Source organism: Fredinandcohnia onubensis (genome assembly GCF_002734285.1).
Lineage (GTDB): Bacteria > Bacillota > Bacilli > Bacillales > Bacillaceae_L > Ferdinandcohnia > Ferdinandcohnia onubensis_A.
Genome location: NZ_NSEA01000003.1, coordinates 313,111 through 330,312, shown reverse-complemented (window position 1 = coordinate 330,312; position 17,202 = coordinate 313,111). Strand labels below are relative to the sequence as shown.

At 37.2% G+C, this 17,202-nt stretch carries 17 protein-coding genes and 1 other annotated feature; of the genes, 1 reads left to right on the top strand and 16 read right to left on the bottom strand.

All coding sequences use genetic code 11. The annotated features are described in order from the left end of the window. Window position 1: 1 nt before the first annotated feature. The 16 genes from CKJ95_RS04400 to CKJ95_RS04325 all read right to left on the bottom strand — a co-directional run bounded on the left by CKJ95_RS04400 (window position 2) and on the right by CKJ95_RS04325 (window position 16,003). Window positions 2–925, bottom strand: coding sequence for a PLP-dependent cysteine synthase family protein (locus CKJ95_RS04400; protein WP_099352182.1), 924 nt, complete (start codon window positions 923–925; stop codon window positions 2–4). Window positions 926–941: 16 nt separating this feature from the next. After that, entirely contained in the window at window positions 942–1,646 is a 705-nt protein-coding gene (mtnN, locus tag CKJ95_RS04395) for a 5'-methylthioadenosine/S-adenosylhomocysteine nucleosidase (RefSeq protein ID WP_099352181.1), read from the bottom strand. Window positions 1,647–1,668: 22 nt separating this feature from the next. Then, the gene (locus CKJ95_RS04390) at window positions 1,669–2,313 is read right to left on the bottom strand and encodes a class I SAM-dependent methyltransferase (RefSeq protein ID WP_099352180.1); all 645 of its coding nucleotides are present in this window, start codon (window positions 2,311–2,313) and stop codon (window positions 1,669–1,671) included. A 150-nt stretch (window positions 2,314–2,463) separates the two neighbouring features. Further along, window positions 2,464–3,228 (bottom strand): YrrS family protein, encoded by a 765-nt coding sequence (locus CKJ95_RS04385; protein ID WP_099352179.1) that lies wholly within the window; start codon window positions 3,226–3,228, stop codon window positions 2,464–2,466. Window positions 3,229–3,317: 89 nt separating this feature from the next. Continuing rightward, a complete protein-coding gene (locus CKJ95_RS04380) occupies window positions 3,318–5,093 on the bottom strand; it encodes a peptidoglycan D,D-transpeptidase FtsI family protein (RefSeq protein WP_099352178.1) in 1,776 nt (591 codons plus the stop codon). Window positions 5,094–5,182: 89 nt separating this feature from the next. Further along, on the bottom strand, window positions 5,183–5,659 hold the full coding sequence (greA, locus tag CKJ95_RS04375; protein WP_099352177.1) for a transcription elongation factor GreA: 477 nt from the start codon (window positions 5,657–5,659) through the stop codon (window positions 5,183–5,185). A gap of 169 nt (window positions 5,660–5,828) precedes the next feature. Continuing rightward, window positions 5,829–6,464, bottom strand: a complete 636-nt coding sequence (gene udk, locus CKJ95_RS04370) for a uridine kinase (RefSeq protein ID WP_099352176.1) — start codon at window positions 6,462–6,464, stop codon at window positions 5,829–5,831. A gap of 1 nt (window position 6,465) precedes the next feature. Next, the gene (locus CKJ95_RS04365; protein ID WP_099352175.1) at window positions 6,466–7,740 is read right to left on the bottom strand and encodes a peptidase U32 family protein; all 1,275 of its coding nucleotides are present in this window, start codon (window positions 7,738–7,740) and stop codon (window positions 6,466–6,468) included. A 23-nt stretch (window positions 7,741–7,763) separates the two neighbouring features. Beyond that, complete coding sequence (locus CKJ95_RS04360; protein ID WP_099352174.1) at window positions 7,764–8,693, bottom strand: peptidase U32 family protein; 930 nt, start codon at window positions 8,691–8,693, stop codon at window positions 7,764–7,766. Further along, complete coding sequence (locus tag CKJ95_RS04355; protein WP_099352173.1) at window positions 8,690–9,340, bottom strand: O-methyltransferase; 651 nt, start codon at window positions 9,338–9,340, stop codon at window positions 8,690–8,692. Before CKJ95_RS04355 ends, CKJ95_RS04360 begins: the two co-directional genes overlap by 4 nt. A 137-nt stretch (window positions 9,341–9,477) precedes the next feature. After that, on the bottom strand, window positions 9,478–10,614 hold the full coding sequence (gene mltG, locus CKJ95_RS04350; RefSeq protein WP_099352172.1) for an endolytic transglycosylase MltG: 1,137 nt from the start codon (window positions 10,612–10,614) through the stop codon (window positions 9,478–9,480). 182 nt (window positions 10,615–10,796) lie between these two features. Beyond that, on the bottom strand, window positions 10,797–11,084 hold the full coding sequence (locus tag CKJ95_RS04345; protein WP_099352171.1) for a DUF1292 domain-containing protein: 288 nt from the start codon (window positions 11,082–11,084) through the stop codon (window positions 10,797–10,799). Between the two features lie 14 nt (window positions 11,085–11,098). Then, the gene (ruvX, locus tag CKJ95_RS04340; protein ID WP_099352170.1) at window positions 11,099–11,515 is read right to left on the bottom strand and encodes a Holliday junction resolvase RuvX; all 417 of its coding nucleotides are present in this window, start codon (window positions 11,513–11,515) and stop codon (window positions 11,099–11,101) included. Between the two features lie 5 nt (window positions 11,516–11,520). Then, window positions 11,521–11,787 (bottom strand): IreB family regulatory phosphoprotein, encoded by a 267-nt coding sequence (locus tag CKJ95_RS04335; RefSeq protein WP_010678229.1) that lies wholly within the window; start codon window positions 11,785–11,787, stop codon window positions 11,521–11,523. A gap of 146 nt (window positions 11,788–11,933) precedes the next feature. Beyond that, window positions 11,934–14,567 carry an alanine--tRNA ligase gene (alaS, locus tag CKJ95_RS04330; protein WP_099352169.1) on the bottom strand — a complete coding sequence of 878 codons (2,634 nt, stop codon included), beginning with the start codon at window positions 14,565–14,567 and terminating at the stop codon, window positions 11,934–11,936. A gap of 54 nt (window positions 14,568–14,621) precedes the next feature. Beyond that, window positions 14,622–14,837, bottom strand: a binding site (T-box leader). 92 nt (window positions 14,838–14,929) lie between these two features. Further along, window positions 14,930–16,003 carry an AI-2E family transporter gene (locus tag CKJ95_RS04325; RefSeq protein ID WP_099352168.1) on the bottom strand — a complete coding sequence of 358 codons (1,074 nt, stop codon included), beginning with the start codon at window positions 16,001–16,003 and terminating at the stop codon, window positions 14,930–14,932. A gap of 124 nt (window positions 16,004–16,127) precedes the next feature. Between CKJ95_RS04325 and CKJ95_RS04320 the strand changes: the two genes are divergently transcribed. Then, window positions 16,128–17,054 carry a nuclease-related domain-containing protein gene (locus tag CKJ95_RS04320; protein ID WP_099352167.1) on the top strand — a complete coding sequence of 309 codons (927 nt, stop codon included), beginning with the start codon at window positions 16,128–16,130 and terminating at the stop codon, window positions 17,052–17,054. Window positions 17,055–17,202: the final 148 nt, after the last annotated feature.

Genomic DNA, 17,202 nt, shown 5'->3' with positions numbered 1-17,202 from the left:
CTTAAATCCCACCTTGATATATTTTTTTACTTAAATAGCGTTCACTACTGTCAGGAAAAATGACTAGAATATGTGATCCTGGCTGTGCTTTTTCTGACTCTAAAAGAGCGGCATGAAGGGCTGCCCCTGAAGAACTGCCGACAAGAAGCCCCTCCGTACGTGCTATTTCTTTCACACGACGGAAAGCATCCTCATCTGATACCGTATGAATCGAGTCAAAATAGGATGTATCCATATATCCTGGAAGAAATTCCATTCCAATACCTTCTGTTTTATGTGGACCTGATTCACCGCCATTTAGGATCGATCCCTCTGGTTCAACGATAACGGTCTTTATGGACTTTTTCTTTTCCTTTAAATATTTAGCAGTCCCCATAAAAGTACCACCTGTACCTGCTCCCGCTAAAAATATATCTAATTGTCCTTCAAGCTGTTCCCAGATCTCGGGTCCAATTGTTTTATAGTAGGTTTCAGGGTTCGCAGGGTTAGCGAATTGCTGTGGACAATAGGAATTTGGAATTTCATTAAGAAGCTCTTTTGCCTTTTCAATGGCACCTTTCATACCTGCCTCTGTTGGAGTATTGACGATAGTTGCTCCTAACGCCTTCATCAATTCTTGTTTTTCAACTGAGAACTTTTCAGGAACACAAAGAATCACATTTACATTACGGTTGATTGCAGCAAGTGCAAGTCCAATCCCAGTATTGCCGGCAGTAGGCTCAATGATCGTTCCTCCTTCAGTTATCTGACCTGTAGCAAAAGCTTCTTGAAGAAGTTCAACTCCTAAACGATCTTTTATACTTCCGCCTGGATTAAAGAATTCGAGCTTTGCAAAAAGACGAACACCATTAGATAATGGAAATTTCGTAATCTCTACGATCGGGGTATTTCCGATAAGCCCGTGAACATTTTGATACACTTGCATTTTAGATTCACTCCGTTTACAAAGACTTATTAATTTGTTCTACCATTTTTTCAACTACGTCTGATGAATGTGCTGCTGCAGTTTGTAGGAATTGTTCAAACGATACATCAGATTCTTTACCTGCGATATCTGATAAGGCACGGATAACTACAAATGGTACTTTAAATTGATGACAAACTTGCGCTACAGCCGCTGCTTCCATTTCTACAGCATATAAATCACCGAATTTTTGACTTACAAATGATACTCGCTCTGGATCATTCATGAAGGAGTCACCTGTTGCAATTAATCCAGTCACAACCTGTATATCTGTGATTCCTTCGGCGCTTTTTTCGGCTAATTCTATTAGCTTTTCATCCGCTTTAAATGCTGCTGGCAATCCAGGAACTTGCCCATATTCATAGTTAAATGCAGTTACATCCACATCATGATGTCTTACTTCTGAAGAAATGACGATATCGCCTACATTTAGCGTTTTTAAATGACCGCCTGCAGAGCCTGTATTTACAACATAATTTGGTTTAAATTGCTGTAATAAAATAGTTGTAGATATGGCTGCATTCACTTTTCCAATTCCTGATTTTAATAAAATAACATCATACCCATTCAGCGTCCCAGTATAAAAAACACTTTCGGCAACTGTGGTTTCCTGTCTATTTTCAATTTTATCTCTTAAAATTCCTACTTCTTCATCCATTGCTCCGATAATTGCTATCTTCATAAGTACGTATCACCTTTCGTTTTTACTGTTTCGTTGCCTCCATGACCCAAACAAAATGATTAAAACGTGTGAATTCAACAGTAAAGCCATTTTGCTTTGCAATTTCACGTAATACAGGAATGGTTGTGTAATATTCCGTTTCTAAATCTTTTGCAAGGTTATGAAAGCCATTTTGTTTTGCGGAATGAATCGTCATTGTATATTCTTGTTTATTCTCAAACATTGTATCCGCAAACACTATTTTACCACCTTTTTCAAGCAAGTTGCTATATTGTGAAATAGCTTGGTTTTTCTCGGTGTCAGTTAAGTGGTGAAATGCATACGTACTTACAATGGTATCAATTTGGGCAGTTGGCTTATTGAAAACGATAAAATCTCCATCTTCTATTGTAAAATTAAAGTAATGAAGCTTTTCTAAGGCGATTTCCCGCATAGGCTTTGATGGTTCCACTCCATACACTTTCTTATTATTGTTAAGTAATTTTTGAGTGAGATTTCCTGTGCCCACACCAAACTCCAAAACAGCGTGGCCAGATTTTTGTACAACATCATTTAAGATGTCATCATATCGTGAAAACACTTCTTTATATTCCACATCATGACCGGTTACAGTTGAATCATAGGAATCTGCCCAACCTTCAAAAACATCTAAAAATTCTCGCCCCATTTTTCTCACTCTCCACAATTATATATTATTCCTATAAGTATACTATGAATTAAACAATGAATTGTTCTAAATTTAACATATTATACTGCTATTATCAATTATTAGATGAAAAGACGGCACAAAAAAACGCAGGAATATCCTGCGCTATAATTAATCTTCATCCTCATCCTCATCTGGTTCGTTTTCGTCTTCATCTGGTTCTGAGGTTTTATAGTTTTTATATGTTTCACTGTCATTTTCTTTTAATTCTTCAACTTTTGTTGGTTTCCAGCCTTCGTTAGGAACCCATTCTAAATATACTTTAAGAACTTGTTTTGTTGTTTTTGATGAAACAGTAGCAGTGATCGAATTTCCACCATTTCTGCCAAGCCACCACACAACCATAGCTGAGCGGTCAAAACCGGTGGCGTAGCTTGTAGCCATTTCCATTTCGATGCGGTCAACTGAATCGGTTTCAAAATTCGTTGTATGTGGTTCTGCTTGCTCAGTACCGATTGGCTTCCATGCCGGATTGACGATTGTTTTCACAATATTTGATTCAGGAGCACCTTCTGTAATCACTTCAGATTCATCAGATTCTGTAGTTTTTTCCTCTTCATTTCCTTCAGGCGTATCTTTTTTTGTCTCTTCTTTCGTTTGTTCATTCGTTTCGCCTGAAGTTTCTTCTGCTTCATTCTCTTTGTTATCTGAAGGATCTGAAGCAACTTTTCCATTATCATTTGCCGGTTGGTTTGTCTGTTTGGAAGCTACAGAATCATCTATATTTTTATCGCCAAAAATTAACTTTCCTCCAAAAAAGACAATCATAACAACCACAAGGACGATTAAAATATTTAAAATTCGATTTACCTTTTTTCTTTTCGCTCTTCTTCCAGATCGAGGCCCTTCATTCAATTTGTCTAACTCATACCCCATATTATAGTACCTCCTAAAAACGACTATTAATCAGTAAACTATCTTCTTATTCTAGCATGTGTGAAAGAAAGGTTGAAGACATTTCTTTATCAGTCGCTTTGTTTGGTACCTTTTTCCTGTTCCAGTTGATATATACCTTGTACGATTTCATAAAAAACAGTATTCGCTACAGACTTTGCTCCTGGCTGTTCTAAATCGACGACGACAAGCGCGTACTTTGGTTTTTCAAATGGAAAATAACCCGCAAACCATTTGTTTACAAGGACTGCATCTCCTTGTTTTTTTCCTGTCTCAGCTGTACCTGATTTTCCGGCCACTGTATATGGAAGTTGTGCGAACCTTTGTCCCGTTCCGGATGTAACCACACCCCTTAATAATTCCTGAAGCCTACTTGCCGTGTAAGGAGCAATCTTCGGTCCATCCATATCCTGTTTGGAGAATGAGAATAGGGTTGTCCCGTTTTTATATAATACATCACTAACAGTACGAACCTCCTTTTTGGAACCGCCACGAGCAATAGTTGCCATCATATTTGCAATCCCCAATGGAGTTACCCTAACATCCTTTTGTCCAATGGCTGTTTGCGCCACTGCTTTCGCTACTTTTTTATCGCGTTCATCCGTCCAAATTCGACCATTGTATTCATTTGGCAGCTGCTTAAAATCTTGAAAACGAAATACATCCCCATTCCATCCAACTGGGCCAAGTAAACCAAGCATTTCAGAATATTGTTCAATCACGTTTTGGTCTTTTTGTATTAATTCTTGGGCTAGCTTAGCAAAGGTAAAATTACAGCTTTTTGCAAAACTATCATGAAAATTCAGCATACCATGTGGATATTCGGCTTGCCCCTCCCCATACAAATCTTGGTCACAATTGAACATACGATCGTTTGAGATTTGTTGATTTTCGATTGTAGCAGCGGCAATGACTGTCTTAAACACAGAACCAGGGAATTGTGGCATAATCATTTGATTTTCAGCAGAGCCATCCCTAAATGGGTTTGATGAATTTATATCTGGTTTACTTACCATAGCAAGTAAATCATTAGATTCAACGTCAAGAAGGACAATTCCACCTTTTTTCAAATCATGCTTATCAAGTATCTCTTCTGTCATCTGCTGGAGGTCTCGATCAAGTGTTGTTTGAATAGCAACTGGATAATACGGATTTGCAGGTGCAGTGTACTTTACATCAATGCCGAATAAGGGTCCTCCATCGCCTGCTACATGATATAAAAGCTTCGCCTCTCCTTCTGGTAATAGGAATTCATCAAACGTAGATTGTAAACCAGTGATTCCTAGCTTTGTATTTTTCGGTAAATAGTTTTTCTCTGGATAACGATTTTCGAACAACTCTCTGTTTTCCCGGATTAAGCCGATTAAGTGCTCGGCGATTTCACTATCGAGTTCATATTGACGATGGACAGCAAATACACCAGGAATTTGGAGATTATTGATTTTATTCATTTGCGTTTCCGTTAATTCTATGGGTCTATCTCCACCTACAATAACTGGCTTTTTCGCTTCCAAAATTTCATCATTTAGTTTTGAAGCAGGAATATTTACGATATCCGCCACTTCTTCAGCTGGCCATTCAACGTTTTTTAAAAAAGGAAACAACACTAGTGTTGGATAATATTCATGAGTTAGCGCCTTTTTATTTCGGTCAATAAATCTACCCCGGCCTTGGTCTATAACAAGTTCTTGGGTTCGTTGCGATACACTCGCTTCAATTAAATTCACATCTCTATCCGTAAATGATTCTGTACTTACTAGCTGTAATTGTATAAGCCTGCCGATTAATCCAGCTAAGCCTAACAGAATTAGTACCAGAATTAGTAATGCTCGTCTTTTAATAACCATAGAAAAACACCTCGTCTACAGTTTCGACGAGGTGTCACACTATTTATACATATTAAAATGTTATAAAAAGACCTGATGCAATGTCGATATTAGTCAATCTTAGTGATTTCGACAAGCATTTCTCCACCTGGAGTTTGAACAGTTACCTTATCACCAACATGTTTGCCTAAAAGGCTTTTTGCAATTGGAGAGTCATTTGAAATTTTCCCTTCAAATGGGTCTGCTTCTGCACTTCCTACAATTGTATATGTTTCTTCTTCACCATCTGGAAGTTCAATAAACGTCACTGATTTTCCTAGTGAGACACGACCAGCACTGTCAGCATCTTCTTCAATGATCTTTGCATTACGAATCATATTTTCAATTGTTGTAATACGTCCTTCAACAAATGCTTGTTCATCTTTCGCAGAGTCATACTCTGAGTTCTCTGAAAGGTCCCCAAAGCTTCTTGCAATTTTAATGCGCTCAACTACTTCTTTGCGCTTAACTGTCTTTAAATGCTCTAATTCCTGCTCTAATTTTTGCTTTCCTTCTAATGTCATAGGAAATACTTTCTCTACCATAATCCCTTCACTCCTTGTAGTCGTTACAATCCCCCTGTGATTGCTTTTAAGTTAAAATATGTAGTACGAATTTTTTTCTTTACTGTATGTAGGGAAAGGAATGGTAGAAAATTACCACCACTCCTTTCCTTATTGATTGTACTATCATAACACCTTTTTCTCTGTTATGTTATTACAAAATGACATTTTGTTCAAGAATTGTTTGAATTTTTGTTACCATTAAGTCTATTGCAACGTGATTTTGTCCACCTTCGGGGATAATGATATCTGCATATCGTTTCGTTGGTTCAACGAATTGATTATGCATCGGACGAACCACTGTTTCATACTGTTCGATAACAGATTCTAACGTACGTCCACGGTCTTTTATGTCACGTAGCATTCTTCGGATGATGCGGATATCGGCATCCGTGTCAACATATAGCTTAATATCCATCAAATCGCGTAATCTTGCATCCTCAAGAACAAGAATTCCTTCTAAAATAATGACATCTTTAGGTTCAACATTGATCACTTCAGAAGACCTTGTATGAAATTTATAGTCATAAACTGGTTTTCTTATACCTTTATATTCAAGAAGATTTTTAATATGCTCAATGAGTAAATCATTATCAAAAGCCAGTGGATGATCATAATTTGTATTTAATCTATCTTCAAAAGGTATATCACTTTGATCTTTATAATAGGAATCCTGCTCAATCATCATGATTGAATGGCCTCTAAAATGCTCATAAATGGCTTTTGAAACACTTGTCTTACCAGATCCTGAGCCCCCAGCAATGCCAATGACAATTGGCTTTCTGCTCATCTTACTTCCCCTTTCGCATCATGTTGTTTGGATAAACAGGCTTGTCCACTTTAAACGAAACAATTTGCAATGGATGTTTCGCAGCTTCTATTTCGTTTCCGTCCTCATCCCAAATCGTCTCAACTGTTTGTGTGAAGTTGTCAATTTCAGGGCCGAAAAATTCAACCTGGTCTCCCTTTTTAAAGTAATTGCGTTGTTGTAACGTTACAATTCCTGATTCCTTTTCATAGTCTAACACGAGACCTGCAAAATCATAAGTTGTTTTTTTACTATGTGTACCATACATTTGCTCTGATACACCAGGAACCCCTTCAAAGAAGGCAGGAGCTGTCTCACGATTTGCACACTTATCGAGTTCTTTAAGCCACTCTTTATCTATGACGAAATTATCTGGATCAGCACTATACGCATCGATCACTTTACGGTAAACACTTACTACTGTTGCTATATAGTGAATTGACTTCATTCGTCCTTCAATTTTCAAGCTATCAATTCCTAATTCAATCATGCGTGGAATCGATTCGATAAGCTTTAAGTCTTTTGGACTCATTGCAAATGGAGCATCATTTTCACCAAATAGGGCTACTTCATTTTCATTTTCGTCCATTTTAAATAATTCATAATCCCATCGACATGATTGACAACAACCACCACGATTCGAATCACGTGCTGTCATATGATTACTTAATGTACAACGTCCAGAATAGGCAATACACATCGCACCATGAACAAAAGTTTCGATCTCAATATCGACCTTTTCCTTCATTTCTTTAATTTCTTCGGCACTTGTTTCACGTGCTAAAACAACACGTTCTAAGCCTTCTTCCTTCCAAAATTGAACAGCCTTCCAGTTAGAAAGTGATTGCTGTGTACTTAAGTGTACTTCCATTTTTGGAGCCACTCGCTTGCATGTTTCAATAATAAGTGGATCTGCTACGATAATTCCAGATACTCCGGCATTTTCTAGTCCGATTAAGTATTCATCTAATCCATCTATATTTTCATTATGAGCAAATATATTTGTCGTAACATAGATTTTCGCACCATATTTTTTTGCAAATTCCACACCTTCTGCGATTTCTTCTAGTGTAAAATTATCAGCATTTGAACGCAGTCCGTATTCTTGACCACCGATAAAAACAGCATCCGCACCATAATGAACAGCAATTTTTAGTTTTTCAAGGTTACCTGCTGGAGCAAGCAATTCAGGCTTTTTAACAATTACACGTTTGCCGTCTACTATCTTTGAAATAGGTTCTTTTACAACTGCTGTCATACATATTCCTCCTTTATCACTTATTAGTAAACCGTTTCTTTAAAATAGAAACCTGTATCTAGTGGGCGATTAATTGGTTGAAGTTCTTCAAGTTTTGTTAATAGGTCATCCTTAATATCTTCATACTCATCACGATTTTCGACACATAAGTCAATTGCTTTTCGATAGATTTTTGTAACCTCAATCAGATACTCATTTGATTTTAAAATCCCCTCGATTTTAAAGCTATCTATACCAGCATCAATCATTTCTTCCAATTCATCGACAATACACACATCATTTGGGCTCATGATATGAGTGCCATTTTCGTCTTCAAAAATAGGATATTTATTACCACGCTCTTCATCGAATAGAAACATATCTTTTTCTTTTTTACGATTTTCAATTTCCATTACATTGCCTTGATATTCGAAATAGTTTCCAACTAATGAACGTTTCGATTGGAACATACACATCATTCCATGTATTTGAACTTCAATTTCAACTTCTGCATTTTCCTTTATTTCAACAATTGCATCCATATTTAACTCACGAGCAAGAATCGCACGCTTTGCGCCTTTTCTGCCCCAGTAATTGCATGTATACCAATTTGTCGCTGTTGTTTCAGTATTCCAGTGAAGTTTCATTTCTGGTGCTACCTCTTTTACAGTCATCAGTACCGCAGGGTCACCAAAAACAATCGCATCAACATTACTATCACGTAGAAACGCTACATAGTCTCCTAACTCAGGGACCTTTTCATTATGAAAAAGGGCATTCATTGCAACATATATTTTTGCGTCATGTGCATGAGCAACCTCAACCGCTTTTACAATTTCCTCGCGGTTAAATTCACCAGCAAGACGCAAACCATATCTTTGTTCACCTATAATAAAAGCTGTAGCACCAGCATTAATTAATGGTTCAATATCTTCTACACATGTAGGAGTCACCAGTAACTCTGGTTTCTTCATTCCGTTACACCTCTTCTTTTACTTAATGCAACCCCATCCCCAACAGGTAAGATAGTAGTCAGATAATCTGGGTGTGCGAGGAGCCATTCATTGTACGATTTAATTTTTGTTACGAGATTTCTTATTCTTTTACTCTCAATTTGTTCCTCTGCAACAAGCCCTTTAAATAGTACATTATCCGTAACAATTAAACCATCCTTTGAAAGGCATTTTTCATAGATGTCAAAAAAATGTCGATATTGCCCTTTAGCAGCATCGATAAAGATGCAATCAAATTCACCATGTTTCTTTACTTCTTCAGCTGCTTCAAGAGCATCACCGAAAATCACTTCAATTTGTGAGCCTGTCCCTGTTCGCTCGATATTTTCAAGGGCTTTTTCGTATCTTTCTTGATCTCTTTCAATTGTGACAATCTTCGTATTTGGAAGTGCCTGAGCCATCCGAATAGCAGAATAGCCAATCGCTGTTCCAATTTCTAATATTTGCTTAGGCTCGGATATACGCAATATTTGAAGCATTGTTTCAATGCCTACTAGTTCCATAATTGGTACATTGTTTTCTTTTGCATAATGTTCAATTTCTTGAATGTTTTCGTCTCTTTTGGGAAATAGAGCTTCTAGATAATTGGTTATTTTGCTTGATAACAAGAAAAAAACCTCCATTTCAGTATGGTGGTATTGGTTAAAAAGTGCAGTAATTTTGCTTTTTTATTTTTGTATGATAATAATTTCAACTTATTTTACCATAAAGAAAAAGGGAACGCCATATTGGGTTCCCTAGTTACTTATTGTTGATTAGTTATATACTGTGCTTTTTTAGCATTATGCTCGTCCAATGTCTTGGAGTAATACACTTCTCCTGTTGGAGCAGCTAAGAAATATAGATAATCCGTCTCTGCAGGGTTTAAAGCCGCTGATAAGGATGATTCACCTGCATTTGCAATCGGTCCAGGTGTTAAACCTTGGTTTTTATATGTGTTGTATGGCGAATTCACTTCAAGATGATCATATAGAACACGTTTTTTATGTTCTCCTAATGCATAAAGAACAGTAGGGTCGGTTTGAAGTGGCATTCCATTATCTAGACGATTATAAAATACGCTAGAAATTTGTTCACGATCTGTTTGTGCCGTGGCCTCTTCTTCTATTAACGACGCCATGGTTAATAGTTTATGAGTAGAATCAATATAGTTGTTCCCTTCCATTAGCCCTACGTATTTTACTAGGATTTTATCAGTTTGCTCTAGCATTGTTTCGACAATGGATTCTATTGAAGGCTTTTTCTCATAGAATGGATAGGTTGCTGGGAATAAATAACCTTCAAGTGGATGTTTAATATCCTTATTTAAAATTTCTTCCGATAATGTATTCGGAAACCTGCTAATCAAGTCTTTAATATAGGTAGGGTCGTCTACCTTTTCCATGATTTCTTCCTTAGTATAGCCTGTTTGCTCCGCAATAATTATTGCTATTTCTTCAAGTTGTTTTCCTTCTGGTATCACTAGTTTAAAAGCTGGTTCTCCCATAAGGATTCCTGATTTCAGACTTTCAATGATTTGATCAAAGTTCATAGATTGATTAAATGTATATTCTCCAGCCTGAAAACCAGATACATTTTTAAATTTCGTGTAGTAACGAAAAACTTTTGCATGTTTTACAATATCATTTTCTTCAAGAATTCTTGCAATCGCTGTTGGCGACGAACCAATTGGTATAGTTACTTCGATTGGTTCTTTATTTGTAGGGTCAACAGGCTCAAGTGCTGATTTTATATATAAATAGCCTCCGCCAATTATTCCAGATAAAACTACTAATATAACGATAAATACGATAAACACAATTTTACGGATTGTTTTGGCTTCTCTATGCCGTTCTTGCAAATTCTTTTTATATAAATCCTTTTTCGATTCGTTATCAGACATATATCGAAAATCCTCCCCTCACTCGAATTATTATACTACATTTTTTTATCTAATTCGTCAATTTTAGGGAGAATTCACTATATTTTTGCAGTTTTTTCTAAAAATTTTGTGCTTTTTTATTTATCTATTTAATTTTGTAAGCCATAAGTTGGAGAAAAAGAAAAAACAGCCCGCGGCTGTTTTTATTCTTCTCCTTCTTCATCAAGGAATGTATTTAGCATTTCTTCGACAAGGTCCCATTCTTCTTCAGTTTCGATTGGTTTAAGTTCACCATCTTCTCCGTCTTCAGAAGGGCTAAAGCTTGAAGCGTGAATTTCGATATCTTCCTCATCTTCATTCTCATCACTTACAGGATAGTAAAGGACGTATGACTTTCCAAATTCTTCTGATTCGAATGTAAATAATACCTCACAAAGAATTTCATTTCCTTGCTCGTCAATTACTGTTATTTGCTTTTCACCATGTTCCATGTTAATCCACCTCATTAATTTTTACTATCTAGATACCCCTGGAGGATCATGACTGCAGCCATTTTATCGATGACTTGCTTTCGCTTTTTTCGACTTACATCCGCTGATAATAGGACTCGTTCAGCTGCTACTGTTGAGAGACGCTCGTCCCACAATTCAACAGGCAAACCGAATTTCTCCTGTACCATATCAGCATAATATTGACTGGCTTCACCACGTGGTCCAATAGTTCCATTCATATTCTTAGGTAAACCAATTACGACAGATTCTACTTCATATTCCTTGATAATTTCACCAAGTCTTTCTAAGCCAAACTGCTGTCGTTCTTCATTTATCTTGATTGTTTCAATACCTTGAGCAGTCCAGCCCATTTCATCACTGACGGCGACACCGACTGTTTTTGAGCCGACGTCCAAACCGAGAATCCTCATTCGTTTTACCCCTCACGATGGATCTTTAAATACGACTTCACTAACTCCTCGATTATTTCATCTCGTTCAAGCTTTCGGATGATATTCCTTGCATCATTATGACGTGGAATGTATGCAGGATCTCCGGATAACAAGTACCCTACAATTTGATTAATTGGATTGTATCCTTTTTCTTGAAGAGCATCATAAACATTGAATAATACTTCATTAACATTGGTTTCAACTGGTTCCTCTGGAAAGTTGAATTTCATCGTTTTATCAAATGAGCTCAAGTTTTGCACCTCACTCTTTAGATTCTGGTGTCCGCATCCGTACATGTAAATCTTACCACTCATTGTACACTAATCACAACTAAATAGAAACAAGAAGTGACAATTTGTAGCATTCCTTTAGACAGAATGATACAAATTGACATCTTTTAGATATTTTTTACCCATTCTTCTACATATTGTAATGCAGATTCAAGCTGTTCTGGATTTTTACCACCCGCTTGCGCCATATCAGGACGGCCACCGCCGCCGCCGCCACAACGAGTTGCTACTTCCTTAATTAATTTTCCTGCATGGAAACCTTTATCAATCAAGTCTTTTGTTACACCAGCCGTTAAGTTTACCTTGTCTTCGTTAACAGAACCTAAGACAATTACTGCTGAGCCAAGCTTCTGCTTTAAGTCATCAACCATTGCACGAAGATTATTCATATCTTGGGCATTTACCTTACTATATAAAACAGTTGCCCCATTAATTTCTTTCGCTTTTTCAACAAGGCTACCAGCTTCTATATTGCCAAGTTTCGCTGAAAGTGATTCATTTTCACGTTGTAAATTACGAATTTCATGTTGTAATGCTTCAATGCGACTTGGAACTTCTGCCGGCTTTGTTTTTAAAAGGTTAGCAACTTCCTGCAGCATTTTAACTTGATCATTAATTACATGGTATGCCGCTTCACCAGTTACAGCTTCAATACGACGAGTACCTGCGCCTATTCCGGACTCAGAAACTATCTTGAATAACCCAATAGTTGATGTATTTGGTACATGACATCCACCACATAGCTCTAAACTATAGTTACCAACTTGAACAACACGAACGATGTTGCCATATTTTTCACCGAAAAGGGCCATTGCTCCCATCTCTTTTGCCTCAGCTAGCGATTTATAGTCAATATTAACCGGGATGCTGCTCCAAACTTTTTCGTTCACAATCGCTTCAATTTGCTCAATCTCGTCTTGTTTAATTTGACCAAAATGAGAGAAGTCAAAACGTAAACGATTTGATGTTACCAGTGAACCCGCTTGGTTTACGTGTGCACCGAGCACATCTTTTAATGCTTGATGTAATAAGTGAGTTGCCGTGTGGTTTTTAATAACCCCCGCACGATTCTCTTGGTCAACCTTCGCATGAAGCTTGTCACCTTTTGTTAAACTTCCTTGTTCAACAACTACTCGATGAAGGTTTTGTCCATTAGGCGCTTTTTGAACGTCTTTTACAACTAGTTTTGTATTTTCGTTTTCAATTGTACCTTCATCAGCGATTTGTCCACCGCTCTCAGCATAGAAAGGTGTTTTGTCTAAAATAAGCTGAATTTCGTCACCTTCGTTTGCGCTTTCTACTAATTCACCGTCTTTTACAATTACAAGAACAATTGAATCAGCCTCAAGTTCATCATAGCCAACGAACGTACTCTCAACTTTAATTTCACCAAGAACCCCGCTTTGGACCTGCATGGAATCAACATCTTGACGAGCAGATCTTGCTCTTTCACGTTGATTTTCCATTTCACGCTCAAAGCCATCGTGGTCGACTTTCATACCTTCTTCTTCAGCGTATTCCTCTGTTAGTTCAACAGGGAAACCATACGTATCATATAAGCGGAATACATCTGCACCTGGAATAGTGTCACTGCCTTTTGCTTTTTCCTTTTGAATAACAGTTGATAGGATTGCTAGTCCATCATGTAAAGTTTCGTGGAAGCGTTCCTCTTCCGTTTTCACGACTTTCTGAATAAATTCAGTCTTCTCTTTCACTTCCGGATAAAAATCAACCATAATCTCCCCTACAACTGGGACGAGTTCATACATGAATGGACGGTTGATTGAGATTTGTTTAGCATATCGTACAGCGCGTCTTAATAGACGTCTAAGAACATAGCCACGCCCTTCATTGGAAGGAAGCGCTCCATCTCCTACTGCAAATGTAACTGTACGGATGTGGTCAGCAATAACCTTAAATGCTTCATCCTTTTCTTTTGCTTGACGATATTTTTCACCTGAAATGGATTCAGTTGCCTCAATAATCGGCATAAAAAGATCTGTGTCAAAGTTTGTAGGCACGTTTTGAATAACAGAGCACATTCTTTCTAGACCCATTCCTGTATCAATATTCTTTTTAGGAAGTGGCGTATAAGAACCATCTGGGTTATGGTTAAATTGCGAGAACACAAGGTTCCATATTTCTAGATAACGTTCATTTTCTCCACCTGGATATAATTCTGGATCGTTCGGGTCATTTCCAAATTCCTCGCCCCGATCAAAGAAGATTTCTGTATTTGGACCACTTGGACCTTCACCAATATCCCAGAAGTTTCCTTCTAGACGAATGATTCGCTCCTCAGGAATTCCAATCTTTTTATTCCAAAGCTCAAATGCTTCATCATCTTCAGGATGGATCGTAACAGAAAGCTTCTCTGGGTCAAAACCAATCCACTCTTTACTTGTTAAGAATTCCCATGCCCATTCAATTGATTCTTCTTTAAAATAATCACCAATGGAGAAATTTCCTAGCATTTCAAAGAAAGTATGGTGGCGTGCTGTTTTTCCTACATTTTCAATATCATTTGTACGAATTGATTTTTGTGCATTACAAATTCTTGGATTCTGAGGGATTACACGTCCATCAAAATATTTTTTTAAAGTAGCAACACCACTATTGATCCATAGTAAGGACGGATCTTCATGTGGAACTAAGGAAGCACTTGGTTCTATTGCATGCCCCTTAGATTGGAAAAAATCCAAAAACATTTGGCGAACTTGAGCTGATGTTAATTGTTTCATTTCATTACCTCCAATATCATTTTAGACATAAAAAAATACTCTCATCCCCTAAAAAACAGGGACGAGAGTATGCTCGCGGTACCACCCTGATTACGGACACAAAGAAATAGTGCCCATCACCTTCGTATATTGATAACGGTATTCACCGGTAGGTTTACCTACACTCAGGAGTAGCTTTCTGTTACCCTTCATCCGAAATTCCTCTCAGCCTTGGAAATTTCTCTCTGGTTTGATGGTACTGTAACATACTGATTCCTTCATAGTTTTCACTAATCGTGATTTAATTGTCACATTATGTATTACCTAGTTCTTGTCAATTATATTCAAGTCAAAAATGTTTGTCAACGCCGGCGTTCAATGTGTTATTGTTCCTTACGAGCGACTGTAAAATGCTGTTTCGCGTGAACGATAGACACCTTTAATATGGCAACAACCGGAACAGCAACAATAAGGCCCACCACTCCTCCAACTTCTCCTCCTACTAATAACGCCGCTATAATTACAATCGGATGCAAGCGTAAGCTTTTTCCGACAATAATTGGTGAAAGCAGATTTCCTTCAATAAACTGAAGGCCAAACACAACAAAAACAACGATAATTAGCATTTTGATTGAAATTGTTGCAGCAATAATGGCGGCAGGTATCGCACCAATAATCGGACCGAAGTATGGGATGATATTCGTTATGCCCACTATGCTTCCAAATAATAAGGGATATTTCATACCTGAAATCCAAAACGCGACTGAGGCTGTTGTTCCAACAAGCAAACAAACAATTAACTGTCCTCTAATATAATTCCCCAATGACTCATCAACATCTCGAAAAAAAAGCTGACCTGCTTTTCTAAGTTTTCGAGGCGTTATATACCAAAGTGCTTTCATCATTTGGTCGTGGTCCTTTAACAAATAAAAAACGATGAATGGAATAATGGCAATGATGAAAATTGAATTAAGCAATGCTTTCAAAAATTCAATTGTCCTTGAAAGCAGATAATCTACATAATTTTCTAAGGAATTAAGCAAATCATCAAGCTGTGCGTGAACAAGAGCAGGAAGCTGTGAACTTCCTGATTCAATTTCTATTAACCAGACTCTGTAGGTCTTACTGAATTCAGGGAAGCTCTCAGCAAGGTCCTTGAGTTGTGCAAGAATCACCGGAATCCCTTTGTATATAGCAAAACCAATTCCACCGAAAAAAAACAAATATATCAGTAATATCGCTAGTGCTCTCGGTACACCACGATTGCTGATTTTTTCGATTATAGGATGCAGTAAGTAAGCGATAAAAATAGAAACAACAAAAGGAACTAGAAATGTTTTTAAGAGTAACACAATCGGGAGCCAGACTGGAGCCAATTTTAAGAAAATATAGATTGTCAAAAATGCTAGTAATAATAGTGATATTCTAAAGATCCATTTGATTCTATTTTCACTCATCTCATTCACTCCCTTGTTAGTAGTTTTTGGAGTCTATGCGGTTTTATACAGGTCGAGAATGCAACAGAAAATATTGTAAAAATACAAATTGTTTTGTAAAATATTGCTGAAAGGATGTGGTAAATTGGTTAAAGTTATTAAACCACGTGGTGAGAATATTGAACTAGAGTTACTACGCTCTATACGAGTTCATAAGAAACTAGCAGAAGAAGATGAAAACAATTTTGTATCCCTCGAAAAAGGCTGGCTAGGTGAAAAACAGTTTGACCAGTTGCTTTTAGGCCTCACAAATGAAAGCCTCATATTAAACGACCTACTCCTTAAAGTGAACAACACCCTATTCCAAATCGATTCCCTGCTTATCACACAAAAGAAAATATTCATCTTTGAAGTAAAAAACTACGAAGGAGACTATTACATCAAAGATGGCCGCTTGCACATAATTAATGGAAAAGAAATCAAAAATCCCCTCATCCAAATCTCTCGTAGCGAATCATTATTTCGGCAACTCCTCCAAGAACTGAGGTTTAATGTACCAGTTGAATCTCAAGTAATATTCATAAACCCAGAATTTTATTTATATGAGGCACCGGTTAGTGGCCCCTTTGTATTTCATGCGCAACTTGGTCGATTTTTGAAAAAAATAGATGCAGGTGCGACTTCTAGGGTTTCTGGGGGGCATATAGAATTAGCTAAAAAATTGGCTTCTTTGCATATAACGAAGAATCCCTATTCGAGGCTGCCAGATTACACATATGAGGAGTTAGAGAAGGGGATTGTTTGTAAGTGTGGGTGCTTGGATTATGAAGATACAAATAGACAAACTTTGGTCTGTAAAAAATGTGGATTTGTAGAGGACAAAGAATCAGCGGTACTTAGGAGTGTAGAGGAGTTTAGGTTCCTTTTTCCTGAAAAACGGATAACTGTGGATGTTATTTATAATTGGTGTAAGGTTATCAGGTCAAAAAAAACAATACAAAAAATACTATCCAAGAATTTTGATTTGATATCATTTGGTAGAGGCTCATATTATATGGATAAAAGGAAGTAAAGATCTCTGAGTAATTTTTGAGTGGGTATTTAAGGAGATGGCTTTTATTAAAACTTATACCTGGTACAGTGATTCCTAGTTTTATCCAGTTGTGAATCTCTTTCTCTTCTTCACTGGTTCGCTAATTCCTAATTTTATCCAGATGCGG

What these genes read in the sequence shown, in the direction of transcription:
- CKJ95_RS04400 (WP_099352182.1), bottom strand. Translation starts at nt 925, where the DNA reads ATGCAAGTGTATCAAAATGTTCACGGGCTTATCGGAAATACCCCGATC.
- mtnN (WP_099352181.1), bottom strand. Translation starts at nt 1,646, where the DNA reads ATGAAGATAGCAATTATCGGAGCAATGGATGAAGAAGTAGGAATTTTA.
- CKJ95_RS04390 (WP_099352180.1), bottom strand. Translation starts at nt 2,313, where the DNA reads ATGGGGCGAGAATTTTTAGATGTTTTTGAAGGTTGGGCAGATTCCTAT.
- CKJ95_RS04385 (WP_099352179.1), bottom strand. Translation starts at nt 3,228, where the DNA reads ATGGGGTATGAGTTAGACAAATTGAATGAAGGGCCTCGATCTGGAAGA.
- CKJ95_RS04380 (WP_099352178.1), bottom strand. Translation starts at nt 5,093, where the DNA reads ATGGTTATTAAAAGACGAGCATTACTAATTCTGGTACTAATTCTGTTA.
- udk (WP_099352176.1), bottom strand. Translation starts at nt 6,464, where the DNA reads ATGAGCAGAAAGCCAATTGTCATTGGCATTGCTGGGGGCTCAGGATCT.
- CKJ95_RS04365 (WP_099352175.1), bottom strand. Translation starts at nt 7,740, where the DNA reads ATGACAGCAGTTGTAAAAGAACCTATTTCAAAGATAGTAGACGGCAAA.
- CKJ95_RS04360 (WP_099352174.1), bottom strand. Translation starts at nt 8,693, where the DNA reads ATGAAGAAACCAGAGTTACTGGTGACTCCTACATGTGTAGAAGATATT.
- mltG (WP_099352172.1), bottom strand. Translation starts at nt 10,614, where the DNA reads ATGTCTGATAACGAATCGAAAAAGGATTTATATAAAAAGAATTTGCAA.
- CKJ95_RS04345 (WP_099352171.1), bottom strand. Translation starts at nt 11,084, where the DNA reads ATGGAACATGGTGAAAAGCAAATAACAGTAATTGACGAGCAAGGAAAT.
- ruvX (WP_099352170.1), bottom strand. Translation starts at nt 11,515, where the DNA reads ATGAGGATTCTCGGTTTGGACGTCGGCTCAAAAACAGTCGGTGTCGCC.
- alaS (WP_099352169.1), bottom strand. Translation starts at nt 14,567, where the DNA reads ATGAAACAATTAACATCAGCTCAAGTTCGCCAAATGTTTTTGGATTTT.
- CKJ95_RS04325 (WP_099352168.1), bottom strand. Translation starts at nt 16,003, where the DNA reads ATGAGTGAAAATAGAATCAAATGGATCTTTAGAATATCACTATTATTA.